This is a genomic window from Allobosea sp. (genome assembly GCF_030695125.1).
In the GTDB taxonomy this organism is placed as follows: Bacteria; Pseudomonadota; Alphaproteobacteria; order Rhizobiales; family Beijerinckiaceae; genus Allobosea.
In genome coordinates, this window is record NZ_JAUYTP010000031.1 from 232,765 (window position 1) to 256,816 (window position 24,052).

Annotated in this window: 29 protein-coding genes; 6 read left to right on the plus strand and 23 right to left on the minus strand. The window is 66.8% G+C overall.

All coding sequences use genetic code 11. The annotated features are described in order from the left end of the window. Positions 1 to 13: 13 nt before the first annotated feature. On the minus strand, positions 14 to 946 hold the full coding sequence (locus Q8S38_RS13060) for a ring-cleaving dioxygenase (RefSeq protein ID WP_305680852.1): 933 nt from the start codon (positions 944 to 946) through the stop codon (positions 14 to 16). 202 nt (positions 947 to 1,148) lie between these two features. Between Q8S38_RS13060 and Q8S38_RS13065 the strand changes: the two genes are divergently transcribed. The 3 genes from Q8S38_RS13065 (at position 1,149) to Q8S38_RS13075 (ending at position 2,971) form a co-directional block, all read left to right on the plus strand. Next, positions 1,149 to 1,574 (plus strand): DoxX family protein, encoded by a 426-nt coding sequence (locus tag Q8S38_RS13065; RefSeq protein ID WP_305680853.1) that lies wholly within the window; start codon positions 1,149 to 1,151, stop codon positions 1,572 to 1,574. Positions 1,575 to 1,717: 143 nt separating this feature from the next. Continuing rightward, positions 1,718 to 2,695, plus strand: a complete 978-nt coding sequence (locus Q8S38_RS13070; protein ID WP_305680963.1) for a LysR family transcriptional regulator — start codon at positions 1,718 to 1,720, stop codon at positions 2,693 to 2,695. A 105-nt stretch (positions 2,696 to 2,800) separates the two neighbouring features. Continuing rightward, positions 2,801 to 2,971 (plus strand): hypothetical protein, encoded by a 171-nt coding sequence (locus tag Q8S38_RS13075; protein WP_305680854.1) that lies wholly within the window; start codon positions 2,801 to 2,803, stop codon positions 2,969 to 2,971. Positions 2,972 to 2,983: 12 nt separating this feature from the next. Here the strand turns inward: Q8S38_RS13075 and sugE are convergent, their stop codons facing one another. The 7 genes from sugE to Q8S38_RS13110 all read right to left on the minus strand — a co-directional run bounded on the left by sugE (position 2,984) and on the right by Q8S38_RS13110 (position 7,763). Continuing rightward, positions 2,984 to 3,298, minus strand: coding sequence for a quaternary ammonium compound efflux SMR transporter SugE (gene sugE, locus Q8S38_RS13080; protein WP_305680855.1), 315 nt, complete (start codon positions 3,296 to 3,298; stop codon positions 2,984 to 2,986). Between the two features lie 138 nt (positions 3,299 to 3,436). After that, positions 3,437 to 3,910, minus strand: a complete 474-nt coding sequence (locus Q8S38_RS13085; RefSeq protein ID WP_305680964.1) for a MerR family transcriptional regulator — start codon at positions 3,908 to 3,910, stop codon at positions 3,437 to 3,439. Positions 3,911 to 3,945: 35 nt separating this feature from the next. Beyond that, positions 3,946 to 4,260, minus strand: a complete 315-nt coding sequence (locus Q8S38_RS13090; protein WP_069054799.1) for an integration host factor subunit alpha — start codon at positions 4,258 to 4,260, stop codon at positions 3,946 to 3,948. A 190-nt stretch (positions 4,261 to 4,450) separates the two neighbouring features. Further along, the gene (locus tag Q8S38_RS13095) at positions 4,451 to 5,428 is read right to left on the minus strand and encodes a beta-ketoacyl-ACP synthase III (RefSeq protein ID WP_305680856.1); all 978 of its coding nucleotides are present in this window, start codon (positions 5,426 to 5,428) and stop codon (positions 4,451 to 4,453) included. A 10-nt stretch (positions 5,429 to 5,438) separates the two neighbouring features. Further along, the gene (plsX, locus tag Q8S38_RS13100) at positions 5,439 to 6,512 is read right to left on the minus strand and encodes a phosphate acyltransferase PlsX (protein WP_305680857.1); all 1,074 of its coding nucleotides are present in this window, start codon (positions 6,510 to 6,512) and stop codon (positions 5,439 to 5,441) included. Between the two features lie 115 nt (positions 6,513 to 6,627). Next, on the minus strand, positions 6,628 to 7,218 hold the full coding sequence (locus tag Q8S38_RS13105) for a YceD family protein (protein WP_305680858.1): 591 nt from the start codon (positions 7,216 to 7,218) through the stop codon (positions 6,628 to 6,630). Further along, positions 7,218 to 7,763 carry a ubiquinol-cytochrome C chaperone family protein gene (locus tag Q8S38_RS13110; RefSeq protein ID WP_305680859.1) on the minus strand — a complete coding sequence of 182 codons (546 nt, stop codon included), beginning with the start codon at positions 7,761 to 7,763 and terminating at the stop codon, positions 7,218 to 7,220. The genes Q8S38_RS13105 and Q8S38_RS13110 overlap by 1 nt, the downstream gene beginning before the upstream one ends. A 143-nt stretch (positions 7,764 to 7,906) precedes the next feature. On the opposite strand from Q8S38_RS13110, the gene Q8S38_RS13115 reads away from it, so the two are divergent. After that, positions 7,907 to 8,401, plus strand: a complete 495-nt coding sequence (locus Q8S38_RS13115; protein ID WP_305680860.1) for an outer membrane protein assembly factor BamE — start codon at positions 7,907 to 7,909, stop codon at positions 8,399 to 8,401. Between the two features lie 77 nt (positions 8,402 to 8,478). Here Q8S38_RS13115 and Q8S38_RS13120 read toward each other — a convergent pair whose 3' ends face one another. Then, the gene (locus tag Q8S38_RS13120) at positions 8,479 to 9,408 is read right to left on the minus strand and encodes a DMT family transporter (protein ID WP_305680861.1); all 930 of its coding nucleotides are present in this window, start codon (positions 9,406 to 9,408) and stop codon (positions 8,479 to 8,481) included. Between the two features lie 612 nt (positions 9,409 to 10,020). Then, the gene (locus tag Q8S38_RS13125) at positions 10,021 to 10,239 is read right to left on the minus strand and encodes a hypothetical protein (RefSeq protein ID WP_305680862.1); all 219 of its coding nucleotides are present in this window, start codon (positions 10,237 to 10,239) and stop codon (positions 10,021 to 10,023) included. Positions 10,240 to 10,406: 167 nt separating this feature from the next. On the opposite strand from Q8S38_RS13125, the gene Q8S38_RS13130 reads away from it, so the two are divergent. After that, positions 10,407 to 10,835: a hypothetical protein gene (locus tag Q8S38_RS13130; protein ID WP_305680863.1), complete on the plus strand. Its 429-nt coding sequence runs from the start codon at positions 10,407 to 10,409 to the stop codon at positions 10,833 to 10,835. A 54-nt stretch (positions 10,836 to 10,889) separates the two neighbouring features. On the opposite strand, the gene Q8S38_RS13135 is transcribed toward Q8S38_RS13130, so the two are convergent. The 12 genes from Q8S38_RS13135 to glyA form a co-directional block, all read right to left on the minus strand. Continuing rightward, positions 10,890 to 13,046 (minus strand): sodium-translocating pyrophosphatase, encoded by a 2,157-nt coding sequence (locus Q8S38_RS13135; RefSeq protein ID WP_305680864.1) that lies wholly within the window; start codon positions 13,044 to 13,046, stop codon positions 10,890 to 10,892. Positions 13,047 to 13,267: 221 nt separating this feature from the next. Beyond that, complete coding sequence (gene allE / locus Q8S38_RS13140) at positions 13,268 to 14,068, minus strand: (S)-ureidoglycine aminohydrolase (RefSeq protein ID WP_305680865.1); 801 nt, start codon at positions 14,066 to 14,068, stop codon at positions 13,268 to 13,270. A 38-nt stretch (positions 14,069 to 14,106) separates the two neighbouring features. Next, positions 14,107 to 15,312: an MFS transporter gene (locus tag Q8S38_RS13145; protein WP_305680866.1), complete on the minus strand. Its 1,206-nt coding sequence runs from the start codon at positions 15,310 to 15,312 to the stop codon at positions 14,107 to 14,109. A 39-nt stretch (positions 15,313 to 15,351) separates the two neighbouring features. Continuing rightward, on the minus strand, positions 15,352 to 16,347 hold the full coding sequence (gene thiL, locus Q8S38_RS13150) for a thiamine-phosphate kinase (protein ID WP_305680867.1): 996 nt from the start codon (positions 16,345 to 16,347) through the stop codon (positions 15,352 to 15,354). Positions 16,348 to 16,503: 156 nt separating this feature from the next. Next, positions 16,504 to 16,956: a transcription antitermination factor NusB gene (gene nusB / locus Q8S38_RS13155; protein WP_305680965.1), complete on the minus strand. Its 453-nt coding sequence runs from the start codon at positions 16,954 to 16,956 to the stop codon at positions 16,504 to 16,506. A 41-nt stretch (positions 16,957 to 16,997) separates the two neighbouring features. Beyond that, positions 16,998 to 17,507, minus strand: coding sequence for a 6,7-dimethyl-8-ribityllumazine synthase (gene ribH, locus Q8S38_RS13160; RefSeq protein ID WP_305680868.1), 510 nt, complete (start codon positions 17,505 to 17,507; stop codon positions 16,998 to 17,000). Positions 17,508 to 17,548: 41 nt separating this feature from the next. Continuing rightward, positions 17,549 to 18,190 carry a riboflavin synthase gene (locus Q8S38_RS13165; protein WP_305680869.1) on the minus strand — a complete coding sequence of 214 codons (642 nt, stop codon included), beginning with the start codon at positions 18,188 to 18,190 and terminating at the stop codon, positions 17,549 to 17,551. Beyond that, the gene (gene ribD, locus Q8S38_RS13170) at positions 18,190 to 19,335 is read right to left on the minus strand and encodes a bifunctional diaminohydroxyphosphoribosylaminopyrimidine deaminase/5-amino-6-(5-phosphoribosylamino)uracil reductase RibD (protein WP_305680870.1); all 1,146 of its coding nucleotides are present in this window, start codon (positions 19,333 to 19,335) and stop codon (positions 18,190 to 18,192) included. Before ribD ends, Q8S38_RS13165 begins: the two co-directional genes overlap by 1 nt. Further along, positions 19,328 to 19,825 (minus strand): transcriptional regulator NrdR, encoded by a 498-nt coding sequence (gene nrdR, locus Q8S38_RS13175; RefSeq protein ID WP_305680871.1) that lies wholly within the window; start codon positions 19,823 to 19,825, stop codon positions 19,328 to 19,330. Before nrdR ends, ribD begins: the two co-directional genes overlap by 8 nt. 9 nt (positions 19,826 to 19,834) lie before the next feature. Then, the gene (locus tag Q8S38_RS13180) at positions 19,835 to 20,305 is read right to left on the minus strand and encodes a PIN domain-containing protein (protein WP_305680872.1); all 471 of its coding nucleotides are present in this window, start codon (positions 20,303 to 20,305) and stop codon (positions 19,835 to 19,837) included. After that, entirely contained in the window at positions 20,302 to 20,544 is a 243-nt protein-coding gene (locus Q8S38_RS13185) for a hypothetical protein (RefSeq protein WP_305680873.1), read from the minus strand. The genes Q8S38_RS13180 and Q8S38_RS13185 overlap by 4 nt, the downstream gene beginning before the upstream one ends. Before the next feature lie 94 nt (positions 20,545 to 20,638). Then, entirely contained in the window at positions 20,639 to 21,940 is a 1,302-nt protein-coding gene (gene glyA / locus Q8S38_RS13190; RefSeq protein ID WP_305680874.1) for a serine hydroxymethyltransferase, read from the minus strand. Positions 21,941 to 22,250: 310 nt separating this feature from the next. Between glyA and Q8S38_RS13195 the strand changes: the two genes are divergently transcribed. Further along, positions 22,251 to 22,475 (plus strand): antitoxin MazE family protein, encoded by a 225-nt coding sequence (locus Q8S38_RS13195; RefSeq protein ID WP_305680875.1) that lies wholly within the window; start codon positions 22,251 to 22,253, stop codon positions 22,473 to 22,475. A 205-nt stretch (positions 22,476 to 22,680) separates the two neighbouring features. Here the strand turns inward: Q8S38_RS13195 and Q8S38_RS13200 are convergent, their stop codons facing one another. After that, positions 22,681 to 23,922 carry a L,D-transpeptidase family protein gene (locus tag Q8S38_RS13200; protein ID WP_371125878.1) on the minus strand — a complete coding sequence of 414 codons (1,242 nt, stop codon included), beginning with the start codon at positions 23,920 to 23,922 and terminating at the stop codon, positions 22,681 to 22,683. Positions 23,923 to 24,052 lie beyond the last annotated feature (130 nt).

A 24,052-nucleotide genomic window follows, 5' to 3' on the forward strand; every position in this document is an offset into this window, starting at 1 on the left:
CAGGGCAACGCGATCAGCCCAGCGCGGGCAGCACGGCTTCGATTCGGGCACGCTGCGTTTCCAGCCCGGCCGGGAGCTTCAGCGCCTGGCCGAGGCTCTCGGCGGGTTCGTCGACGGCAAAGCCCGGCACGTCGGTCGCGATCTCGAAGAGCACGCGGCCGGGCTCGCGGAAGTAGACGGAGCGGAAGTAGTTCCGATCCCGCTGTTCCGTGGTGCGGATGCCGTGGTTCTCCGCGAGCTTGCGCACCATCTCCCCCTGGGCCGCATCGTCGGCCGCCCGGAAGGCGATATGGTGGACCGAGCCCGCCCCCTGCCGCGCCGGCAGGAAGCCGCCAGCAACCCGCAGGTCGATGACGTCGCCGAACGGCGCGCCGTCCGCGCGATAGCGGACCAGCGTGCCCTCGCGGCCGATCTCGCGGAATCCGAAGACGTCGCTCAGGATCGCCCCCGTCGGCGCGGCATCGTCGACCAGCAGGCTGACGCCGTGGAAGCCGCGAATGGCGTGCTCGAGCGGCACATCGCTGCCGGCCCAGGCGGTCTGCGCCTCGATGCCGGCCACGCCGACGAGCGCCAGCCGCATGCCGTCGGGATCGCGGAAGGCCAGAACCGTCTCGCCGAAACGCTTCAGCGGCGCATCATGGGGCACGCCCTGCTCGACGAAGCGATGCGTCCAGTAGCCGATCGCGCCGGCCGGCACGCGGAACACCGTCTCCTGCGTCTCGCCGACGCCGAGCCGGCCCGGTGCAGCGTGCTCCCAGGGGAAGAAGGTCAGGATCGAGCCCGGCGCTGCATCGGCATCGCCGTAATAGAGGTGATAGGTGCCGGGATCGTCGAAATTCACGGTCTTCTTGACCAGGCGCAGGCCGAGCACACGCCCGTAGAAATCGAGATTGCGGCGGGCCGGGCCGGAGATCGCCGTGACGTGATGAATGCCGTTGATCTGCATGACTACGATCCTTCCAATGCGATGAGGCGGGGTGACCGCCCTGTTGGCGAGGAAGATCGGTCCGCCCAGCCCAAAGCGCCAGAGCCGGAACATTGCATCTACGCAATGCAATCGTTGACCAATCGCCGTTTGCATTGCCTCGGAGTGGCAGCGATCTCTCATGCCGAGACCAAGCCGGTCCCGCTTCCTGGAAACTGCCATCATGATCGACCATCGCCTCGCTCCCTATGGCGCCCTGACCCTGCGCGTCGCGCTCGGTGCCATGTTCATCGCCCATGCCTATCTCAAGCTCGCGGTCTTCACGCCGGCTGGCTTTGCCGGCTTCCTCGGACAGGTCGGCCTGCCGGCCATCCTCGCCTGGCCGATCATCCTTGCCGAGCTTCTCGGCGGCCTCGCGATCCTGGCCGGCTTCTATGGCCGTTTCGTCTCGCTCCTGCTGCTGCCGATCCTGCTCGGCGCCTTGATGGTGCATGCCCCCAATGGCTGGGTCTTCAACGCCCCCAATGGCGGCTGGGAATACCCCGCCTTCCTGGCGCTGGCCGCCCTGGCCCATGGCCTGATCGGCGATGGCGCGCTCGCAGTGCGGGGCGCCCGGCTGCCGGCCGCGCGCGGCCTTCTGACGGCCTGACCGGCGGCACGCGCGCCCTGTCGTCCGCCGCCGCCATTCGGCCTCGTGGCCTTGATGGCGGCGGCGTCCTGGCCGACAGTATCGCCATGACCGAGCCGACCCAGACCGACCCCGGCAAGACCCGCCCGCGCACGCCCTCCCTCATGAAGACCGCCGCCAAGGGACAGCCCTCGCCCCCGGCGCTGTCGAGCAAGACGCTGGCCTGGGACGATTTCCGGCTGATCAAGGCGATCGCGGAGCGGCGGGCCCTGCCGGCCGCAGCGATCTCGCTCGGCCTGAACCATTCGACGGTGTTTCGTCGCCTCGGCCAGATCGAGGCGGCGCTCGGCGTCAAGCTGTTCGAGCGCCATCGCAGCGGCTATGTCGCGACGCCCGCCGGGGACGAGATGGCGCAGCTCGCCGGACGGGTCGACGACGACATCAGCGCCTTTGCGCTGAAACTCGCCGGACAGGAGATCACGCCGGCCGGGGAACTGCGCGTCACCACCAATGATTCCCTGCTGATCGACCTGCTGACCCCGGTCTTCGCCGGATTCCTGGCGCAATGCCCCGCGATCAGGCTCGATGTGCTGCTCAGCAACCAGGCCCTGAACCTGTCGAAGCGCGATGCCGATGTCGCGATCCGCGCCACCGACAACCCGCCCGAAACGCTGGTCGGCCGCAAGGCCGCCCGGATCGCCTGGGCGCTTTATGGCCGCGCCGAGGCCTTCGCCGAGGCCGTTCCGGTGCCGGTCGAGAGCTTGTGGGAGCGCAACTGGGTTTCGCTCGGCGACGGGTTCGCCGGGCTGAGGGCGGTGCGCTACCTCGTCCAGCATGTCGCGCCCGAGCGCATCGTCTACAAGGTCAACACGGTGCTGGGGCTGACCGAGGCCGTCGAGGCCGGCATCGGGATCGGCTTCCTGCCCTGCTTCATCGCCGATACGAGGCCGGGCCTGACCCGGCTGGCGGAACCAGATCCGGGCTTCTCCGCCGATCTGTGGCTGTTGACCCACCCCGATCTGCGGCATTCGCCGCGTGTGCGGCTGTTCCTCGATTTCATGGCGGCGGAACTCGGACGCATGAGGCCGTTGATCGAGGGTGTGCAGCCGCAGGCGGCGCGTGCAGCCGCCGCCGGCGCATGAGCGTCATCTGCGGCGGCCTCGCCCAGGTCGGCGCGTCTGCGTCCGTTCGCACACGCTCGGCATGGGGCGGTTCCGCCCGGGCTCGGCTTGGGCTAGGCTGACGCCATGGAGATGCTCATTCCCCTGCTGGTTGGCGCAACCCTGATCTGGCTGATCGGTCGCGGCGTGCCGTGGAACGCCAAGCTGATGACGCTCGTCGTCACGCTCGCCGTGATCGTGCTCATCGTGATGCTGGAGCGCGGCGGCTACTGGCCGCAAGACTGGCGCCGCTCCTGAGCGCGCGCCCGCTCAGGCGACGAGCTTGAGCCCGACGATGCCGGCTACGATCAGACCGATGCATGCCAGACGCAACGCCGTCGCAGGCTCGCCGAGGAGGATCATGCCGAGCGCGGCCGTCCCGACCGTGCCGATGCCGGTCCAGACCGCATAGGCCGTGCCGACCGGGAGGGTCTTCAGCGCCAGTCCGAGCATGCCGAGGCTGACCGCCATGCTGGCGAGGGTGAGCGCCGTCGGCACCAGCCTGGTGAAGCCTTGCGTGTACTTCAGGCCGATGGCCCAGCCGATTTCGAACAGACCGGCGATGAAGAGATAAAACCAGGCCATGGCGGCGCTCCTTGGGAAAGGGGCGAGGTCGTCCACGCCTGGAAGAAAAGCGGCGGCGCCGCCGAGGTCGTCCTCGCGGCCGATCTAGAGCGACGCGCACCGCATTTCAAGCCGCAGCCGGCCGGCGTGGCGACCGCATCAGCCCGTTTCGGCGGGCGGTTGCAGGGCCCGATCGAGAATGCGCTTGCATTCGCCAAGTTCGGCCAACACCGCCGTCAGCAAGGTGATGTCGTCGAGGCCGGGCGGGACCGGCGCGCGGGATGGGCCAGCCGGACGAGACGAGGCTTCGTCGCGATGACGTGCCGTCCCCGGCGCGGCGGGTGCAGGGCCGATCGGCCCGCCGCGTCCGATCGCCTGGACGTGGCGCGGCCCCTGCTCCTTGAGGATGCGCTGCAGGCCCTTGATCGTGTAGCCCTCGCCGTAGAGCAGCCGGCGGATACCCTTCAGCAGCGCGACATCGTCGGGGCGATAATAGCGGCGGCCGCCGCCGCGCTTGAGCGGCTTGATCTGCGAGAAGCGCGTTTCCCAGAAGCGCAGGACATGCTGGGGAATATCGAGGTCGTCAGCGACTTCGCTGATGGTTCGGAAGGCATCTGGGCTCTTGGTGTCCATGTCGGCCTCGGTGTCGCCGGTGTGGAACTCCAGGCTCACGCGTCGTCGCCCTCACCCAACTGACCGTTGATGCGGGCCTTCATCACATTCGAGGGCTTGAAAACCATCACGCGCCGCGGCTCGATCGGCACCTCGACACCCGTCTTGGGGTTGCGGCCGATCCGCTCGCCCTTGTCACGCACGACGAAGGAGCCGAAGGAGGACAGCTTGACGTTCTCGCCACGGGCGACGGCATCGCAGATTTCGTCGAGGACGGCCTCGACGAGCTTCGACGACTCCGTCCGCGAAAGGCCGATCTTCTGATACACCGCCTCGCAGAGGTCCGCTCGCGTAACCGTGTGCCCCGCCATCCATATCCTCCAAGGCGTTATCTCGGCTGGCGGGTATGCCACCTGCCTTTCGCCATTCCGGACGATGAACGCTAGGCGCAGCCGCAGTCCGGGTCAATGCTCGAGCGCGCGCTGATGCGCCCGCCCTATGAAAATTAAATGAAAACAGCGCGATAATCCGGAAAATTGACCGGAAATCCGCTCCCGGCGCCTACCAGCGGATCAGCGCCGAGCCCCAGGTGAAGCCCCCGCCCATCGCCTCGATCAGCACGAGTTGGCCACGCTTGATGCGGCCATCGTGATGCGCCTCCGCGAGCGCCAGCGGGATCGAGGCCGCCGAGGTGTTGCCGTGGCGATCGACCGTGATCACCACCCGCTCATGAGCGATCCCCAGCTTGTCGGCGGTCGCGTCGATGATGCGGCGATTGGCCTGGTGGGGCACGAACCAGTCGATGTCCGCCCCCGTCAGCCCGGTTTCCTCGAAGGTGTGCCGGACGGTTTCGGCGAGGTTCTGGACGGCGTGGCGGAAGACCTCCTTGCCCTCCATGCGCAGGAACCCGACGGTCTTCGTCGAGCCCGGCCCGCCGTCGACATAGAGCTTGTCCTTGTAGCGGCCATCCGAGCGGATATGCGTCGTCAGGACGCCGCGATCGGCCAGCGTGCCCTCGCCCGGCGCCGCCTTCAGCACGACCGCGCCGGCGCCGTCGCCGAAGAGCACGCAGGTGGTGCGATCCTCCCAGTCGAGAATCCGCGAGAAGGTCTCGGCGCCGATCACCAGCGCCGTCCTGGCCGAGCCGGTGCTGAGGAATTTGTCGGCGGTGGCGAGCGCGAAGACGAAACCCGAGCAGACGGCCTGGAGATCGAAGGCGACGCCGCCGGCGATGCCGAGCGCCGCCTGGATCTGCGTCGCGGTCGCGGGAAAGGTGTGGTCGGGCGTCGCGGTCGCGACGATGATCATGTCGATCTCGGAGGCGTCCATGCCAGCGTCGGCGAGCGCCGCCTGGGCCGCCTTCAGGCCGATCGCCGAGGTCGTCTCGCCCTCGGCGGCGACATGGCGCTGGCGGATGCCGGTGCGCTGGACGATCCACGCATCGGTGGTGTCGACGCGCTCGGCGAGCTCCGCATTGGTGACGATGCGCGCGGGAAGATAGGACCCGCAGCCCATGATCTGAGAACGCAGCATAGACAAGGACGTTTCCTTACTGGGCAGCGGCCGCTTGCGCTGCGGCCTCCTGCTGGGCGGACGCCTCCTGACGCGCGGAGGCGGCGACCATCTCCCGGACTTTGGCCATCAGGTTCTCGCGCGCCATCTCGTAGCCGAGTTCGGTCGCGCTGGCGAAGCCTACGGCATCGGTGCCGCCATGGCTCTTGATGACGATGCCCTCGAGGCCGAGGAACACGCCGCCATTGACCTTGCGCGGATCCATCTTGTCCTTCAGCGCGGCAAAGGCGCCGCGCGCGAAGAGATACCCGATCTTGGCCATCAAGGACCGGCTCATCGCCGCCTTCAGATAGGAACTGATCTGGCGAGCGGTACCCTCGGCAGTCTTCAGCGCGATGTTGCCGGTGAAGCCTTCGGTGACCACGACATCGACCGTGCCCTTGCCGAGATCGTCGCCTTCGACGAAGCCGTGATAGCTCATATTCGGCAGGTTCAGCTCGCGCAGGATGCGCCCGGCCTCCTTGACGGCCTCGACGCCCTTGATCTCCTCGACGCCGACATTGAGCAGTCCGACCGTCGGCCGGTCGAGATCGAAGATGACGCGGGCCATGGCCGCGCCCATCACCGCGAGATCGACGAGATGGCGGGCGTCGGCGCCGATGGTCGCGCCGACATCGAGCACCACGCTCTCGCCGCGCACCGTCGGCCACAGGCAGGCGATGGCGGGCCGGTCGACCTCGGGCATCGACTTCAGGCAGAACTTCGACATCGCCATCAGCGCGCCGGTGTTCCCAGCGGACACGGTGACGTCCGCTTCGCCGGTCTTGGTGGCGTCGATGGCGCGCCACATCGAGGATTTGTAGCGGCCATAGCGCAGAGCCTGGCTCGGCTTGTCGTCCATCTTCACCGAGACCTCGGTGTGGTGGAAGGTGGTCACAGCCTTCAGCTTGGGGTGCTGGTCGAGCAGCGGCAGGACCTGCGCCTCATCGCCGAAGATCACGAAACGCGCATCGGGGCGGCGCTCCAGCGTGAGCGCGGCGCCGGGGATGACGATGGCGGGGCCGTGATCCCCGCCCATCGCATCGAGCGCGATTGTAACCGGTCGTGTCATGGAGTTTTGGTTGTTCCCAGGAGCGGCCGACCTGCAGTCCGCGGCGGCTCGATGCGGGCGGGACAATAGCGACTTGGGCGCGCGCCGCAAGCCGCTACCCGCCCCGCTGCACGTCTCATTCGGGGCGCTTGAGCCGCGCCAGCGCCGCAAAGGGCGATTCGGGGGGCTGCTCGGGGGCCGGCTCGGCAAAGACCGCGCCGGGTTTGCGCGGATAGGGATCGAGGCCCAGCGCCAGGAATTCCAGCGTCACGGCACCGAGGTCGATCATGCCGTCGACGATCGGCTCGGGCGGATCCTCCTCGTTCAGCCGGACCTCGACATCGATCGCGCCGCCGTCGTCATCGGCGCTCTTGCGCCGCGGGTTCGGCTGGTCGGCGGGCGCGAAGTCGAGCTTGAGCGGCACGGTCAGCGTCACGGGGAAGGCATCGAGCGTCACGGCGCAGATCTGGTGCAGCGTCGCCTTCATCTCGCCCTCGAGCTTCACCCGGGTTCCGCTGCGCGACAGGACATAGCGCGCCTCGAGCGATTCGACCGACGGCAGGTCGAGCATCGCGGCGATGCCGGCCAGTTCGGCCGCTTCCGCCCGGACGGCGACATGCGAGCCCCTCAACTTGATCTCGTCGACGCGGATCGGCCGCTGCAACGGCAGCGGCGGCATAGGCTGCAGGGCTTCGGGCGGCAGGGCTGGCGGGGTTTCAGATGTCATCAACGCTCTCCACCGGCCATGGGAATGGCAAACAGGGTGGCCTCGGTCAGGATCTCTTCGAGATCGCGCTGCTCCAGAACGGCCTGCAGGCGGCGCGCATGGGCCGCCAGAAAGGCCGCGCCCTCGCCGGAGGCGTCCTGAGGCGTCGCGTTGCGGGCCAGGGCTTCGGTCAGGCCGTCGCCCTCCTCCCCGGCGAACGCAGCCTCATAGGCGCGCACCCGGCCGTAGAACATCTGGCCGATCTTCTTCATGCGCTTGGGGACGGCGGTGTCGCTGACGCCGCCATTGCGGCAACCCAGCTCGAGATAGGCGAAATTGGCGTCGACCAGATCCTGCGCGACCTCGTCGGCGGGCGACGGCAGCTCCCGCAGCCGCCTCAGGACCAGGAAGACATGGAGCGTCAGCGATTCGAAGCGCCCCTCGAAATCGTCGGCGATGGCGCCGTCGAGATACAAGGCCGGCAGGCGCGACGCTTCCGCGACGCGCGCGAACAGCGCCTCGACGGGCGCTTGCCGGACCTCACGCTTGCCGAACAAACCGAACATGGGGCGGGTACTTTCCCGGCCGGCGGCGCAGAGAACGTCCTTGCCTTGCCAAAGCCATCCTCGGGCGTTACGCCAACCTCCACCCGTTTGACAAGCGGCTCGGGCTTTGGCCCTTTGCCGCAGCGCCACTGGATGCCGTCCGCATGATCGCCGTTTCCCGCCGTACTGCCCTGCTCGGCCTCCTCGCGACGACCTCCCTGGCTCTCGCCGGCTGCGGCCCCAATGCCGGCGGCTTCCGGCTCGCGACCTCGGCCGGCATGAACGAGGAAATCCATCGCGGTTTCGTCGCCGACGAGGCGCTGATCGCGCAGATCAAGGTCGGCATGGATGTGCAGCAGGTGCTGTCGATCCTCGGCACGCCCTCGACGACGTCGACGGTCGGCAACCGGACCTTCTACTACATCAGCCAGACCATGCGCCGCCGCTTCCAGTTCCAGGATCTGAGCGTGGTCGATCAGCAGGTGCTGGTGATCTATTTCAACAAGGGCTTCAAGGTCGAGCGCATCGCCAATTACGGGCTGAAGGACGGCGTGATCTTCGACTTCATCAGCCGCACCACAGCGACCGGCGGCGAGGAGCAGAGCTTCCTGCGCAACCTCTTCCGCGGCGTGACCCGGTTCAACCCGCTGGGTGCGTGACGGCCTCGCCATCATCGAGACAGCATGACGCCCGCGGCTTACGCCGCGGGCTTTTTCGTTGGGGTACGTCGGCAGGCTCAGGTGGGATTGCGCGGGCGGCGGACGGGCAGCGTCATCGCCAGTACGCCGCCGACGATCAGGACGAGGCCCGCCCAGGCCGTCGGCGCCAGGCTCTCGCCGAGGAAGATCATGCCGATCAGCACGCCGGTGGGCACCCGCAGATAGGCCACCGACGTCGTCGCGACCGAGCCCAGCCGGGCGATCAGGCGGAAATAGATCACGAAGGCCAAGGCGGTCGAAAAGATTGAGAGCGCGAGCAATGCCTGGATCGAGGCCACCGAGGGCGCCAGCGTCCACGGCCGGTCGAGCATGAGGCTCAGCGGGATCAGAATGATAGCCCCGCAGATCAGCGAGCCGGCGGCGGGCATGCTCGGGTCGAGCCCCCTGAAGTGGCGCCCGAACAGCGCCGCACCGCCATAGCAGAGACTGGCCGCGACCAGCGCGAGTTGGGCTGCGAGATCGGCCCCAAAGCCGACCATCGCCTCGACGCCGACGATCAGCAGGGTTCCCGCCAGGCCCGACGCGATGCCGGCGAGCTTGAGCAGCGACACTCGCTCGCCGGTGCCCCCAAGCAGCCCCAGCAGCACGACGAAGATCGGGCTGGTCGAGCTCAGGATGGTCGCAAGCCCCGCCTCGACGCTGCGCTCGGCCCAGGCGATCAGCGTAAACGGCAGAACGCTGTTGAGGCAGGCCTGGACGAGAAAGAGCCGCCAGGTCGCGAGGTCCCGCGGCAGCCGCAGGCCGCGCCAGCGGATCACCGCGAGCAGGATCGCACCCGCCAGCAGCGTGCGCGCCGCGATCAGCGTCACCGGCGGAATCGTCTCCACGCCGACCTTGATGAAAGTATAGGAGCCGCCCCAGAGCGTGGCGAGGACGAGCAAGAGGGCGAGATCGATGAAGCGCCCTGCCCCGGAACGGGGTGCGACAACGGCGGTGGATGGGGCCATGGGAGGTCTCCTGTGATGGGAGACGTCATGCCCGCCGGCGCGGGTTATGGCTTGCGGGAACGCTACGGGGATGGCGGTAGTGTCGAGGGCGGTTCGGGCAGCGGACGTCCCATGGGATTGCATTCAGCTTGGGAATGCTCGCGGTCATATCGGCGAGGAGCAGAGCTTATTGCGCAACCTATTCAGGGGCGTGACGAAGTTCAGTCTGTTCGGCGTGTGAGGCCGGAGAAACTACTTACGAAAGAACCACTTTGATCCAGTGATCGCCATGGTACCGACTTGGAGAGTAATAGCGGAAATGAACGCTATTATCACTTTTGAATCGATCAGGCGACTTTCATGAGGGAGCTTTCCGGTTAGAACGAACATCACCTCAATGGTCGCAAGCGCAGCGATCCAGATTGTGACAGCCGCATTTATAATCATCATGTAACGCGATAATTTTGAGTATTCGACCTCCCTAACTTCGAAACGCTCCTCAGTTTTATAGGGACTCCTCTCCTCTGTCTCACTAACTTGACGATCTTTCATTACCGCCATCCTCTCGATTTATAAAAACACCCGCCAAATCTGGCGGGTGCGCTTAATCTAAGACAATCGTCAGCTCAACGACTAAAATGACTGAGGAACAACTACTTCCGCATATGTTCCATCATCTTTTTTCCTCAAAAGATGAATCCGATTATCTTCGTCGGCCTCCTCCGAGGCGATCATGGCAATCGCGAGCGCTCTCTTTAGAACAGCCGCATTCGTCGAAACGCCGTAAACACGCTTCAACTCCTCAAGAGCTTTAGCCGTCTTTTCGTCGATCTCGAAACTTGTCTGGGCCACGAAAGTCATCCTCCGATTAAGGGAACCTGAACGCGAAAGGTTCTACATCCACCCCAATCGCGCCTACATCGTGGCATCTATGTAACATTCATATGAAATCCATACAAGGAATATTGACGATCTGGTTAACATCCAGTACCCGCAAATTGCCAACATGGGACTGGAGAATGAGCCCTTATCAGCGCTTAGGCCAAATTGCGCAGCGGTACAGCCGCCGCTATCACGCTCTTCGGCGCGCGCTGCCGTTTGAACTCATTGCCGAACTTGCGAGCGCTGAGCTACGAATCGTCCAGACGTGCGGTTACCCAGAGGGACATATCAGGGCCAGCGCACTCTACATGATCTCAACCGACGAAACGCAGCAGGCTTTCTTGATCAGCGAAAATCCTGACATCACAAATACAGCCTCAGAAGAGCCTGAAATAATCAAATTAAATTTGCAAATGAGTGACGCATACAGGAAGCTTGAGCTGATAAATTATTATTCGACGAGGTCTTTGACTATAACCTACGAAGTAAATTTCGAAACAAACTGGATTACGTTTCTTGACATCCCACTTATCGGGAAGCCGATTAAATTTCTCGAACAACATTAACATATCTGCGGCCACGCCCAGATCACAGAGGTCTAGGCATGGCCGCTGATCACCTCAGCTGTGAGCCAGGATCGCCAGCAGCAGCAGCGCGATGATGTTGGTGATCTTGATCGCCGGGTTCACGGCGGGGCCCGCCGTGTCCTTGTAGGGGTCGCCGACGGTGTCGCCGGTGACCGAGGCCTTGTGCGCCTCGGAGCCCTTCATGTGGCGCACGCCGTCCTTGTCGACGAAGCCGTCCTCGAAGGACTTCTTGGCGTTGTCCCAGGCGCCGCCGCCCGAGGTCATCGAGATCGCCACAAAAATGCCGGTGACGATGACGCCCATCAGCATGGCGCCGACGGCCGCGAAGGCCTGGTTCTTGCCGGCGATGGCGTTGATCGCGAAGAAGGTCACGATCGGGGCCAGAACCGGCAGCAGCGAGGGGATGATCATCTCCTTGATCGCCGCCTTGGTCAGGAGGTCGACGGCGCGCGCATAATCGGGCCGCTCGGTGCCGTCCATGATGCCCGGCTTCTCCTTGAACTGGCGCCGGACCTCCTCGACGACGGAGCCCGCCGCGCGCCCCACCGCCGTCATGCCCATGCCGGCGAAGAGGAAGGGGATCAGGCCGCCGAGCAGCAGGCCGACAACGACGTAAGGGTTGGACAGCGAGAAATCGACGACCACGCCCCTGAAATACTGGAAGGTGGTCGAGCCCGCCTTGTTGGCCTCGGCGATGAAGAAATTGAGGTCCGAGGTATAGGCCGCGAACAGCACCAGCGCGCCCAGCCCCGCCGAGCCGATCGCATAGCCCTTGGTGATCGCCTTGGTGGTGTTGCCGACGGCGTCGAGCGCGTCGGTGGAGTGACGCACCTCCTTGGGCAGGCCGGCCATCTCGGCGATGCCGCCGGCGTTGTCGGTGACGGGGCCGAACGCATCGAGCGCGACGACCACGCCGGCCAGCGCCAGCATGGCGGTGGTGGCGATGGCGATGCCGAACAGGCCGGCAAAGCCATAGGAGACGATGATGCCGGCGATGATCACGATCGTCGGCAGTGCGGTCGATTCCAAGGATACCGCGAGGCCCTGGATGACGTTGGTGCCGTGGCCGGTGACCGAGGCCTGGGCGATCGAGACCACCGGGCGCTTGCCGGTGCCCGTGTAGTATTCGGTGATGACGACGATCAGCAGCGTGACGGCGAGGCCGACCAGCGCGCAGGCGAAGAGCCCGCCCGAGGTGAAGGTGACGCCCTGCACCGTGGTGAAGGAGGCCGAGAAGCCCCCGAACATCAGATAGTTCACGGCTGCGATCGCGCCGATGGAGAGCACGCCGGCGGCGATGAAGCCCTTGTAGAGCGCGCCCATGATCGACTGGTTGGCGCCGAGCTTGACGAAGAAGGTGCCGATGATCGACGTCACGATGCACGAGGCGCCGATCGCCATCGGGTAGAGCATCATCGTCCCGAGCGTCGCCTGACCGGCGAAGAAGATCGCAGCCAGAACCATCGTGGCGACCAGCGTCACCGCATAGGTCTCGAACAGGTCGGCCGCCATGCCGGCGCAGTCGCCGACATTGTCGCCCACGTTGTCGGCGATGGTCGCAGGGTTGCGCGGATCATCCTCGGGAATGCCGGCCTCAACCTTGCCGACGAGGTCGGCGCCGACATCGGCGCCCTTGGTGAAGATGCCGCCGCCGAGACGGGCGAAGATCGAGATCAGCGAGGCGCCGAGGCCGAGCGCAACGAGCGAGTCGATGACGACGCGGCTTGAGGGCGAGAAGCCCAGCATCGAGGTCAGGACGCCGTAATAGACGGCAACGCCGAGCAGGGCGAGGCCGGCGACCAGCATGCCGGTGACGGCGCCGGCCTTGAAGGCGACGTCGAGCCCCTCGCCCAGCGACTGCATGGCGGCCTGCGCGGTGCGGACGTTCGCGCGCACCGAGACGTTCATGCCGATGAAGCCGGCCATGCCTGAGAGCACGGCGCCGATCAGGAAGCCGATCGCGACCCACTGCCCCAGCAGATAGGCGAGCGCGACGAAGAGCACGACGCCGACCATGCCGATGGTGATGTATTGGCGCTTCAGATAGGCCTGCGCGCCTTCAGCCACCGCCGCTGCGATCTCCTGCATGCGCTGGTTGCCGGCGTCACGCTTCATGACGTCGGCATAGGCCCAGACGCCATAGGCGATCGATAATGCACTTAAAAGAATGATGATGAGCAGCGCTGACATGCGGTTTCCTGACCTTGAGCTTCCGACCGATCGGGAGCGCTTTCGCTCCTCATTTGCCGTTTTGGACGCCAGGCATAGGAAATCTGGACCGAATGACGGTTCGGCCCGCGTCGCGTCGCCAGTGTCAGGCGAATTTGTGGCAAGTTTCGCAGGGAAGCGCAAACGGCCAGGGGCACCGAGGACGCAATATTGTCGCGCGTGCAACGCCCGTCACAGGCGCCTTACAACGCCACGTCGCGGTTGACGTTCTTGTAGAGCAGGTAACAGGCGTCGTCGAAGCCGGTGGGATAGAACTGCTGCGGGCAATAGCCGCCCATCCAGATGAAGTCCTGAGCCCAGATCTCGTGCCAGTCGCGGCCGAGGAAATAGAGCCCCTGCCCTTCGAGCATATAGAGCCCGTGTTCCATGACATGGGTCTCGACATCGGGGAAACAGGTACCCGGCTTGAACCACATCAGGTTCATCTCGAAATCGAAGCGCAGATCGCCATAGGGCAGCAGGAACTGGAAGCCCCGCCCCTCCATGCCCGTGTGGTTGGTGACCGGCACCGCATCCTGATGCGAGAGGATCGGTTCGGGCATGGCCAGCCCCGGCGCGGGCTCGTATCGCTTGCGCAGTGCGAGCACGCGAACGGGCGCGGCGCTCTCGTTGCGCAGGCTGAACGACGTGCCCGGAGGCAGATAGGCAAAGCTGCCCTTCCCGAACGCGACGGGCGCGCCGTCCGCCACGGCAAAGGCGGCCTCGCCGGACAGCCCGTAGTAGAAATGCTGAATGCCGTCCTCGGCGAAGGGGACACGTGTCCCGCCGCCTGGCTCGATCTCGAAGACATATTGCGCGAACGCCGCGCCCAGCACGGGCGCAGCGAGAGTGCGCACGACCGTCTTCTCCAGATGCGGCAGACGGCTGACGAGAACACCTTCCGGCGGCATGAAGGCATAGTTTCTGGTGACGATGCCGCGGTTGTGGCCGATCGCGCCGACGGGAGGCCTGCCGGCGATCTGAGGCAACTGATGGGGACGCATGGCGGGTTCTCCTCTCGGTCGGCTCGCCCGGGCAAAGATCAGGCCGGGACGGCCGGCTTCGACAACGCCTGCCAGGCGACCAGCACCAGTGCCACCGCGACCGGCGGGAAGACCAGCCAGTTGACGCTCTCCCAGCCGCCGGCATGCAGCAGCCCGCCCGAGGAGAAGGAGGCGATGGCGACCGAGCCGAAGACGAGGAAGTCGTTGGCGGCCTGGACCTTGACGCGCTCCTCGGGGCGGTAGCAGTCGGTCACCAGCGCGGTCGCACCGATGAAGCCGAAATTCCAGCCGATGCCGAGCAGGACGAGCGCGGTCCAGAAATGCGCCACGGTGAGGCCGTGCAGGCCGATGATGGCAGCCATCGCCGTCAGCACCAGCCCGGCCATGGTGACCTGCGCCTTGCCGAAGCGGGCGATCAGCCGCCCGGTGAAGAAACTCGGCCCGAACATCGCCAGCACATGCCACTGGATGCCGAGCGCGGCGTCGCCGACCGAATGCCCGCAGCCGATCATCGCGAGCGGGGCGGCCGTCATCAGAAAGCTCATCAGCCCATAGGTGACGAGGCCGGCCGTGACCGAGGCGATGAATTTCGGCTGTCGCATGATCTCGGGGAGCGGCCGCCCGCCGGTCATGGCAGCCTTCGCCACCGGCGGCGCCCGCAGCATCAGGATCACCAGCATGGCCAGCAAGGCCAGGCAGCCCTGGGCGAGGAAGCTCGCGGCGAACGGGGCGTCGGGCGTCAGATCGCGCGTCCAATAGACGGTCTGCGGGCCGATCACGCCGGCAGCGATGCCGCCGATCATGACCCAGGAGATGGCGCGGGGCCGGAAGCTCTCGGTCGCGGCGTCGGCGGCGGCGAAACGGTAGCTCTGGACGAAGGCGCCATAGAGCCCGCAGGCGAAGGTGCCGAGGCAGAACAGCCAGAACAGCCGCGTGCTCGTGCCGGCGGCAGCGATGCTGGCGGCTGCGGCCCCGATCAGCGCGCCGATCAGATAGCCGTTGCGGCGTCCGAGCCGGCGCATCAGCATCGCGGCGGGAATGACGCCCACCGCGATGCCGAGCTGCATCAGGCTGACGGGGACGGTGGCGAAGGTCTGGTCGGTGACCAGCTGCGAGCCGACGATGCCGCCCAGCGAGATGACGATCGGCGGGCTCGATCCGCCCAGCGCCTGGGCGCAGGCGAGAACCACGGCGTTGCGCTTGGCGGGCGCGTCGCCGTCAGCGACCGGGACATGCTGGTTCATGCGTCTGCCGTCCTTGATCAGGCGGCGCGGGCCGCCTTCTTAAAAATGCGCGAAGGAGCCGCGCGTGAAGTCCCGTGCCCTGCCCTGTTCGCGGTGGCTGGCCACGCCCGCCGCCTCGGTTACGAACCCGATCCGGGTGAGCGCGATCCCGGCGGCCTGCGCCGCCGTGGTCAGAGCAGGATATTCCTTTTCCGGCACCGTGCAGAGAATTTCGTAGTCGTCGCCGCCGGTCCAGGCCAGTTCCGCCAGCGCGGGAGCGGCCATGATCGCAGCGCGCGCCGGATCAGACAGCGGAACGGCGTCGAGATCGACCTCGGCGCCGGCGCCCGAGGCCTTAAGCAGCTTGGCGAGATCGCCGACGAGCCCATCCGAGACATCCATCGCGGCACTGGCATGCGCCTGCAGGGCTGCGGCGAGATCGAGACGCGGCTGGGGATGCAGATAGCGATCGGTCAGGAACGCGCGGTCACGCTCCCCCAGTTGCGAGACCCAGCCCGGCTTGTCGGGCCCATGCACCTTGAGCCCAAGCGCGCCATCGCCGATCGTGCCGGACACGAGGAGCAGATCGCCCGGTTTGGCGCCCGCGCGCCGCACCATCCGGCCCGCCGGAACGCTGCCGAAGGCGGTGATCGAAAGCGTCAGCGGGCCCGGCGTCGAGACGGTATCGCCGCCGATCAGCGGGCAGCCCCCCGCATCGGCCGCTTGCTTCAGCCCAGCGGCGAAAGCGGCGAGCCAGCTGTCGGTCCAGCCCTTCGGCAAGGCGAGCGCCAGCACGAACCCCTCGGGCCGCGCGCCCTTGGCCGCAAGATCGGAGAGATTGACCGCCAGCGCCTTGCGGGCGATCGAGCCCGGCGGGTCATCGGGGAAGAAATGCACGCCGGCGACCAGCGCATCGGCGGTGACCACGATCTCGTAGCCGCGCGCCGGTCGCAGCAGCCCGGCATCATCGACAAGCCCGAGCCCGCCAGGTCCCGCGATCGGAGCGAAATGACGGGCGATCAGCTCGAATTCGCCGGGGCGTTCCGTTTCCGACATCCGAGCAGCCCTTTTCCACCTTCCCGCGTCATCCCGGACAAGCGGCGCAGCCGCGCCGATCCGGGATCCATTCCGGAGCCTGACCGATCGGCGCTCCGGAATGGATCCCGGGTCTCCCTTCGGTCGCCCGGGATGACCCGAGCAATGGAAAAGCCGTCACGCCGCCGGCGCGTCGAACTCGTCGGAGCGGACGTCGCGAGCGAGCTTGTCGAGCACGGCGTTGATCATGCCGATCTCCTCGCCCTCGTAGAAGGCCCGCGCAACCGCGACATATTCGGAGATGACGGCGCGCGCCGGCACGTCCTTGCGGAAGGACAGTTCATAGGCCCCGGCGCGCAGGATCGCGCGGACCACGGCCTCGACCCGCTTGAGCGGCCAGCCCGCGGCGAGCGTCTCGTCGACCGAGCGGTCGACCAGGCGCTGCTCGCGCACGACACCGCCCAGCAGATCGCGGAAGAAGGCGATCTCGGCCTTGGGAAGCTCGATGTCCTCGACCAGCTTGCCGATCCAGAAGGCCTCGAACTCGGCCATGGCCTCGACCACGCCGCGCCCGCCGATCTCCATCTCGTAGAGCGCCTGGACGACCGAGAGCCGCGCGCCGCGGCGCATCTCGGCGCGGTTGGATCCAGGACGGCCGGCCCCTGACCCACTCACTTGGATTGCTCCCCGAGCGCGCGCTTGTAGCGCAGCACCGACAGCGCCGCTTCGGCTGCGCCGCCGCCCTTGTCCATCTCGGAGCGGTTGGCGCGGGCCCAGGCCTGCGCCTCGTTCTCGACGGTGAGGATGCCGTTGCCGAGCGGCAGGGCGAAGGCAACCGAGATGTCCATCAGCGCGCGCGAGCTTTCGCCGGCGACGATGTCGTAATGGCCGGTTTCGCCGCGGATCACGGTGCCGAGCGCGACGACCGCCTCGTAAGGATCGACCGCCTCGTCGGCCGCGCGCATGCCGATGATGATTGCGGAGGGGATTTCGAGCGCGCCGGGCACGGTGACGACATCGACGCGGCAGTCGGCCTTGTCGAGCACGGCGAGTGCGCCTTCGAGCAATTCGTCGGCAAGCGTGTCGTAGAAGCGCGCCTCGACCACGAGCACGCGGGCGCCGTCCAGCGGGACGGCAGGAGTTGCGGCCTTGTCGGCCGAGATTTGCCGGGGTCCGGCCATGGTTCTTGTCCTTGTCGAAAGTATGAGGCCGCTGGTTAGACCTAGCCGCGCGCCTCCGCAAGGCGCGCGGCATAGCGCGCCATCAGATCGACCTCGACATGGACGGGATCGCCCTGCTTTCGCTGCCCCCAGGTGGTCACCGCGAAGGAATGCGGGATCAGCAGCACGGTAAAGACGTCGTCCTCGACCGTGTTGACCGTCAGCGAGGTGCCGTCGAGGCAGATCGAGCCCTTGGCGGCGATGAAGCGCGGCAGTCCCTGTGGCGCGCGGATATGAAAGCGCGCCGTCGCGCCCCAGGGCTCGTCGGGATCGGGCGCGATCGGCTCGATCTTCATGATCTGGCCGACGCCGTCGACATGGCCGGTGACGAGATGCCCACCAAGCTCGTCGCCGACCTTGAGCGAGCGTTCGAGGTTGATCGCGCTGCCGACCTCCCATTCCCCGACCAGGGTCTTCGACAGGGTTTCGGCCGCGGCCTCGACCTGGAAGATGCAGCCGGGCTCGCCATCGGTGCGCGGCCGCAGCGCCGTCACCGTCAGGCAGACGCCGGCGCAGGCGATCGAGGCGCCGATCTCGATGCCGGCAGCCTCATAGGGGCAGGCGATGGCCAGCCGCTTCAGGCTCGGGCCCTTGCGCTCGCTCTCCACGACGGTGCCGATGGCGGTGACGATGCCGGTGAACATCAGCCTGTCCTCGTAAAATGCTCGAAATGGTCGTGACCGATCAGCCCGGTCTCGGCAAGGGCGTAGAGATCGGGGTCGGCCAGCGCCGCCGCAAGGCCCGGGCGCACGGCGACGACGCCGGGCTGCCCCAGCGCGTTCGGCGAGGTCGAGACCACGACCTCATCGAGCAGCCCGGCGAGCGCGAGCTTTTCGGCGACGGTGGGCCCGCCTTCGGAGAAGATGCGCGTGATGCCGCGCGTGCCCAAAAGGCGCAGCGCCTCGGCGAGATCGAGATGCCCCTGCGGATCGGCTGAAACCCGCATGACCTCGACGCCGGCGGCGACCAGCGCCATCTCGTTTTCGACAGGAGCGGCTTCCGCCGCGATCACCCAGACCGGAACCTGCGCGACGGTCTTCACGAGTTGCGAGGAGAGCGGCAGCCGCAGATGCGTATCCAGGATGACCCGCACCGGCGAACGCTCCGCCAGGCCGGGCAGACGCACGGTCAGCAGCGGGTCGTCGGCCAGCACCGTGCCGATGCCCAGCATGATTGCGTCGTAATGGGTGCGCTGCAATTGGACCCAGCCATTGGCGGCGGGGCACGACACCGCCAGTCGCGCGCCGCCCGGCCCGCCGGCATAGCCATCGGCGGTGCGGGCGATCTTGAAGGTCACCATAGGCCGGCCTTGCGTCACCCGCAGGACATGGCCGCGATGGGCGGCTTGCGCCTGATCTTCGCAAACGCCCGTCGTCACCGCGATGCCAGCCGTGCGCAGCAGCGCGAAGCCCAAGCCCCTGAACAGCGGGTTGGGGTCCGCCATGGCCGCGACCACGCGCCGGACGCCGGCCAGGATGGTGCGTTCGACGCAAGGCGTGGCGGCGCGGATCGTGCGGTGCGAGCAGGGTTCCAGCGTGACGTAGAGCGTGCCGCCGGCTGCGGCATTGGGCCCAGCGCGGTCGAAGGCGTTGGCCTCGCCATGCGGCCGGCCGCCGGGCTGCGTGTGACCGCGTGCAACGATGACGGGGCCATCGGGCGTATCCTGCGTCACGATCGCGCCGACGCAGGGGTTCGGCCAGGTCGTGCCCTGCCCGCGCGCGCCGAAGGCGAGCGCCTGGCGCATGAAAGCCCGGTCGATCGCGGCCTGCCGGCCGCCGGTCTCAGTCATCGGCGCGGGCGGGCGGGACGGGTTGATCGCCCCCCTCCTCGTCGCTGCTGAGCTGGCCCAGGATTTCCTCGAAATCGCGGGCCTCGCGGAAATTCTTGTAGACCGAGGCGAAGCGGACATAGGCGACATCGTCGAGCGCCTTCAGCCCCTCCATGACGAGTTCGCCGATGGCGGAGCTCGCGATCTCGGCTTCGCCAGAGCTTTCGAGCTGGCGCACGATGCCGTTGACCATGCGCTCGATCCGCTCGGGCGCGACCGCGCGCTTGCGCAGCGCGACCTCGATCGAGGTCTGGAGCTTGTCGCGGTCGAAGACCGTGCGCCGGCCCGAGCGCTTGACCACGGTCAGCTCGCGCAATTGCACGCGCTCGAAGGTGGTGAAGCGGCCGCCGCAATCGGGACAGACGCGGCGGCGGCGGATCGAGGCGGAATCGTCGGTCGGCCGGGAATCCTTCACCTGCGTATCGAGGGAACCGCAATAGGGGCAGCGCATGGCGGGCTTTCAGGGGTTCGCGGCGGAGGCGGCGGCCTCCGCGCTGAGGGCCGCGGCGAGATTGGCGCTGGACCATGACGGCCAGCCGGTGCCGGCAAAATCCCGGTCATGCGACCAGATGTCGGCTTCATAGGCCCAGGCCAACGCAAGAATGTGGGCGTCGGCGACGCTGCCGTTTCGGGACGCGGGCGCGTTGCGGAGAGCGTCTGCTGCCGGCACCAGAGACATGCGATAGCGCGCTTCCGGCGGGACCTCGATCAGCCGCAACACGATTTTCGCGTCGTGTTCCGCGTCCGGCGCACGATCGCGCAAATGCCAGATCACAGCCATCAGTTCTGCGACCGATTCGACTGAAAAGAGCAGGCGCCTGCGTGTTGCGACCCTGTCCCAGATCCCACGGAGCCTGAAGCCCAAAACCATCGACAGGACGATGTTGGTATCGACAACCAGAGCGGCCGAGGGCTTGCGAGCGATCGTCACTGTTCGCGCGCGTCGAGGAAGTTCTCCAGCCAGGCCTTCGTGTCTGGACTCAGCTGGGCATGGTGCGCCTCGATCTGGTCAAGAACGCGCATCCAGGCCTCGGGATCGGGCATCCGCAGCGGTGTCAGAAAGGCGACGGTTTCCCCGTCGCTCTGGATCGGAACAGCATGCGGCAGCGCCTTGATCGTCGCAGCCGACATCTTCTGCAACTCACGCATCGTCACGGCTTGCTTGTTCATACCGCCCTCCAGCGAGAGTCCGTCTGCGGCCCAACTCGGTATGTAACCCTGTAGGGCAACCAATTCAAGTCGCGCTTTTTGCCCGGATCGTCCCTCAATAGATCGGGAAGCGCCCGGTCAGCTCATGCGCCTTGGCCTTGACCGCCTGCTCGACGGCGGCGTTGCCCTCTTCGCCGTTGGCTGCGAGCCCGTCCAGCACCTCGGCGATCAGTTCGCCGACCTTCTTGAACTCGGCCACGCCGAAGCCGCGCGAGGTGGCGGCGGGGGTGCCGAGCCGGACGCCCGACGTCACCATCGGCTTTTCCGGATCGAAGGGGATGCCGTTCTTGTTGCAGGTGATGTGGGCGCGGCCGAGCGCGATCTCGGCGGCCTTGCCGGTGACCTTCTTGGAGCGAAGGTCGACCAGCATCAGGTGGTTGTCGGTGCCGCCGGTGACGAGGTCGAAGCCCCTGGTCTTGAGCGTGTCGGCCAGGGCCTTCGCGTTCTCGACGACGGCCCGCGCATAGATCTTGAATTCCGGCTGCAGCGCCTCCTGGAAGGCGACGGCCTTGGCGGCGATGACGTGCATCAGCGGCCCGCCCTGGATGCCCGGGAAGATGGCCGAGTTGAACTTCTTGGCCAGCGCCTCGTCATTGGTCAGGATCATGCCGCCGCGCGGGCCGCGCAGGGTCTTGTGGGTTGTCGTGGTCGCGACATGGGCGTGCGGGAACGGCGAGGGATGCGCGCCGCCGGCGACGAGGCCGGCGAAATGCGCCATGTCGACGAAGAGATACGCACCGACCTCGTCGGCGATGGCGCGGAAGCGGGCGAAGTCCCAGTGCCGGGCATAGGCCGAGCCGCCGGCAACGATGACCTTCGGCTTGTGCTCGCGGGCAAGCCGCTCCATCGCGTCATAGTCGATGAGCTGGTCGACGACGCAGACGCCGTAGGAGACGACGTTGAACCATTTGCCCGACTGGTTGACCGGCGCGCCATGGGTCAAATGCCCGCCGGCGGCGAGATCGAGGCCCATGAAGGTGTCGCCCGGCTGCATCAGCGCCATGAACACGGCCTGGTTGGCCTGGCTGCCGGAGTTGGGCTGGACATTGGCGAAGCCGCAGCCGAACAGGCGCGTGGCGCGCTCGATGGCGAGCTTCTCGGCGATGTCGACGAACTGGCAGCCGCCATAATAGCGCCGGCCGGGATAGCCCTCGGCATATTTGTTGGTCATCACTGACCCTTGAGCCTCGAGCACGGCCCGCGACACGATGTTCTCCGACGCGATCAGCTCGATCTCCTCGCGCTGACGGCCGAGTTCGAGCTCGATGGCGCGCGCAATCTCCGGGTCGGCATCGGCCAGCGACGCGGCGAAGAACGAGTTCGAGAAGTGCTTTTCGGCGGCGGCGTCATGGCTCATGGCGAGGCTCCATCGGCGCTGGATCGTCGCAGGCCCGGAGGACTTTCGCCCTCGAAGCGGCATGCGGTTGCAAAGGCTTGCGGAATCCGCGCGCGCGATCCCGCCATGGCCGGTCCCGTAGCATTCGGCGCGCGCCTTTTACAAGCGCGAAGCGGGCGACATGAGCGCGCGGGTGGGCACAGGGGCGGCGTCCCGAGACGAGACCTCGCCGGTGTGACGGGGACGTAAGCCCGCGCCGTCTCAGGCCGAGACAACTTGACGGCTCTGGGCGTGAGGTTCAGCTGTGATATTCAACGATCGGGAGGCCGCCATGCCCGTGTCCGTCAATCCAAAGGGCCGGAAGCGCCGGGATGCGCTGCGGGCCGCCGGACTCCGTCCTGTGCAGATCTGGCTTCCGGATACGCGCCGACCCGGCTTCGGCGAAGAATGCCGCCGCCAGTCCCGTTTGGTTGCGGCCGCGGACGCCGCAGACCGCGATCTCGGTGCGGTCCTCGATGCCGCCCTCGGCGATCTCGCGGGCGAGCACGAGGCGTGACGCGTGGCGGCATCACCCCGTCGCCATGACCGGCGATTTTGGGAAGCCGCGGCGCCTCGCACTCCGGCGGCGGGGTAGTGGCCAGCTAGCGTCCGTTTCCGACCCAACCTCACTCCGTCGCGCGCGCGTAAACTCGCACGCCACTCCACAAAAAACCCGCCGTCTCCGGCGGGTTTCCTCGTCTCACGCAGCCTGTTTCAGCCGCTCAGATGTCCTGATCGCCCTGCAAGGCGGCGACGGGCACCGGTCCCAGGCCGTCCTTGTTGTAGATGTCGTCGCGGAACTGCACGCCGCCATCGGGCGTCGCCCAGGCGGTGACGTAGACCCAGTAGCACGGCACCGGATTGCTGATGCGGGCGTTGACGCGCTCGCCCGAGGCGATCGTGGCGTCGATCTTGGCGCGGTCCCAGCCGGGGGTGTCCTTGAGCAGCCAGGCGATGTAGTCGCGCACGTTCTGGACGCGCATGCAGCCCGAGGACACGAAGCGGAAATCGTCGCCGAAGATGCCCTTGGCCGGAGTATCGTGCATGTAGACGCCGTGCGGGCTGGGGATGTTGATGCGCACGAAGCCCAGCGAGTTGAACTCGCCGCCCGGGTCCTGCCGGAAGGTGTAGCGGGTCGCCTCGTCGGAGTTCCAGTTGACGCGCTCGGGCGGAATCTCGCCCTGCGGCCCGATGATGCGGATCTTGTTCTCGGTGAGGTAGGTCGGCTCCTTGCGCATCTTCGGGATCAGATCCTTGCGGATGATCGAAGCCGGCACGGTCCAGGTCGGGTTGAAGTTGACCTCGGGAATCTTGGTCGAGAGCAGCGGCGACTGGCGGTCGACCTTGCCGACGCCGGCGGCATGGCGGGTGGCGACGACGCCGTTCTCGACGGTCTCGACCATCGCGGCGGGAATGTTGGCGACGACATAGCGGTTGCCGAGGCTCCCGGACCAGGAGCGCAGCCGCACCACATTGGTCTCGAGCTGCCGAATCCGCATGTCGATCGGCACGTTCAGCGCGGTCACCGTGGCGCGGTTGATCGCGCCCGTCGTCGAGAGGCCGACCCGGGCCTGGAAGTTGCGCACCCCCGCCTCGACATAGGAATCGTAGACGTTGCTGGTGCCGGCATTGGCGGGCAGGTCGCCGGTGATCATCAGGCGCTGGCGCAGGGCCACGACACCGGGGCCCTTCGAGCCCACCGCCATCTTGCCGCCGAGCTGGATGGACGGCCAGCCTCCGCGGGCCGCGAGATCGCGATAGGCCACGATCGCGGCTTCGGTCGCCTGCAGCGATTCCGGCGAGAGCATCGGGGTGTGGGAGCGGGCCACCGCGTTGCGGGCGCCCGCATCATAGCTCTGGCGCCATTCCGCCTGCTGGGCGAAGGCCGGCACGGCCGTGGTCGCAGCGGCGCCGGAAAGCAGCGCCATCACTGTTTCGCGGCGGGTCAGGCTCATCGTCGGCATCACGTCCCTCTCGAACTCGTTTATTGCGCGCGGGGCCGGCCCTAACGCCCCGTCGTGCCATCCGCATAAGCGGTAGGCCTCATAACGGGCGAAGCTGCCGTAACACAATTAACGAGGCGTGATGAGCGCG

Bases quoted from the DNA above. Each gene is read 5' to 3' on its own strand.
- Q8S38_RS13060 (WP_305680852.1), bottom strand. From the start codon at position 946: ATGCAGATCAACGGCATTCATCACGTCACGGCGATCTCCGGCCCGGCC.
- Q8S38_RS13065 (WP_305680853.1), top strand. From the start codon at position 1,149: ATGATCGACCATCGCCTCGCTCCCTATGGCGCCCTGACCCTGCGCGTC.
- Q8S38_RS13070 (WP_305680963.1), top strand. From the start codon at position 1,718: ATGAAGACCGCCGCCAAGGGACAGCCCTCGCCCCCGGCGCTGTCGAGC.
- Q8S38_RS13075 (WP_305680854.1), top strand. From the start codon at position 2,801: ATGGAGATGCTCATTCCCCTGCTGGTTGGCGCAACCCTGATCTGGCTG.
- sugE (WP_305680855.1), bottom strand. From the start codon at position 3,298: ATGGCCTGGTTTTATCTCTTCATCGCCGGTCTGTTCGAAATCGGCTGG.
- Q8S38_RS13085 (WP_305680964.1), bottom strand. From the start codon at position 3,910: ATGGACACCAAGAGCCCAGATGCCTTCCGAACCATCAGCGAAGTCGCT.
- Q8S38_RS13090 (WP_069054799.1), bottom strand. From the start codon at position 4,260: ATGGCGGGGCACACGGTTACGCGAGCGGACCTCTGCGAGGCGGTGTAT.
- plsX (WP_305680857.1), bottom strand. From the start codon at position 6,512: ATGACACGACCGGTTACAATCGCGCTCGATGCGATGGGCGGGGATCAC.
- Q8S38_RS13105 (WP_305680858.1), bottom strand. From the start codon at position 7,218: ATGACATCTGAAACCCCGCCAGCCCTGCCGCCCGAAGCCCTGCAGCCT.
- Q8S38_RS13110 (WP_305680859.1), bottom strand. From the start codon at position 7,763: ATGTTCGGTTTGTTCGGCAAGCGTGAGGTCCGGCAAGCGCCCGTCGAG.
- Q8S38_RS13115 (WP_305680860.1), top strand. From the start codon at position 7,907: ATGATCGCCGTTTCCCGCCGTACTGCCCTGCTCGGCCTCCTCGCGACG.
- Q8S38_RS13120 (WP_305680861.1), bottom strand. From the start codon at position 9,408: ATGGCCCCATCCACCGCCGTTGTCGCACCCCGTTCCGGGGCAGGGCGC.
- Q8S38_RS13130 (WP_305680863.1), top strand. From the start codon at position 10,407: ATGAGCCCTTATCAGCGCTTAGGCCAAATTGCGCAGCGGTACAGCCGC.
- Q8S38_RS13135 (WP_305680864.1), bottom strand. From the start codon at position 13,046: ATGTCAGCGCTGCTCATCATCATTCTTTTAAGTGCATTATCGATCGCC.
- allE (WP_305680865.1), bottom strand. From the start codon at position 14,068: ATGCGTCCCCATCAGTTGCCTCAGATCGCCGGCAGGCCTCCCGTCGGC.
- Q8S38_RS13145 (WP_305680866.1), bottom strand. From the start codon at position 15,312: ATGAACCAGCATGTCCCGGTCGCTGACGGCGACGCGCCCGCCAAGCGC.
- thiL (WP_305680867.1), bottom strand. From the start codon at position 16,347: ATGTCGGAAACGGAACGCCCCGGCGAATTCGAGCTGATCGCCCGTCAT.
- nusB (WP_305680965.1), bottom strand. From the start codon at position 16,956: ATGCGCCGCGGCGCGCGGCTCTCGGTCGTCCAGGCGCTCTACGAGATG.
- ribH (WP_305680868.1), bottom strand. From the start codon at position 17,507: ATGGCCGGACCCCGGCAAATCTCGGCCGACAAGGCCGCAACTCCTGCC.
- Q8S38_RS13165 (WP_305680869.1), bottom strand. From the start codon at position 18,190: ATGTTCACCGGCATCGTCACCGCCATCGGCACCGTCGTGGAGAGCGAG.
- ribD (WP_305680870.1), bottom strand. From the start codon at position 19,335: ATGACTGAGACCGGCGGCCGGCAGGCCGCGATCGACCGGGCTTTCATG.
- nrdR (WP_305680871.1), bottom strand. From the start codon at position 19,825: ATGCGCTGCCCCTATTGCGGTTCCCTCGATACGCAGGTGAAGGATTCC.
- Q8S38_RS13185 (WP_305680873.1), bottom strand. From the start codon at position 20,544: ATGAACAAGCAAGCCGTGACGATGCGTGAGTTGCAGAAGATGTCGGCT.
- glyA (WP_305680874.1), bottom strand. From the start codon at position 21,940: ATGAGCCATGACGCCGCCGCCGAAAAGCACTTCTCGAACTCGTTCTTC.
- Q8S38_RS13195 (WP_305680875.1), top strand. From the start codon at position 22,251: ATGCCCGTGTCCGTCAATCCAAAGGGCCGGAAGCGCCGGGATGCGCTG.
- Q8S38_RS13200 (WP_371125878.1), bottom strand. From the start codon at position 23,922: ATGCCGACGATGAGCCTGACCCGCCGCGAAACAGTGATGGCGCTGCTT.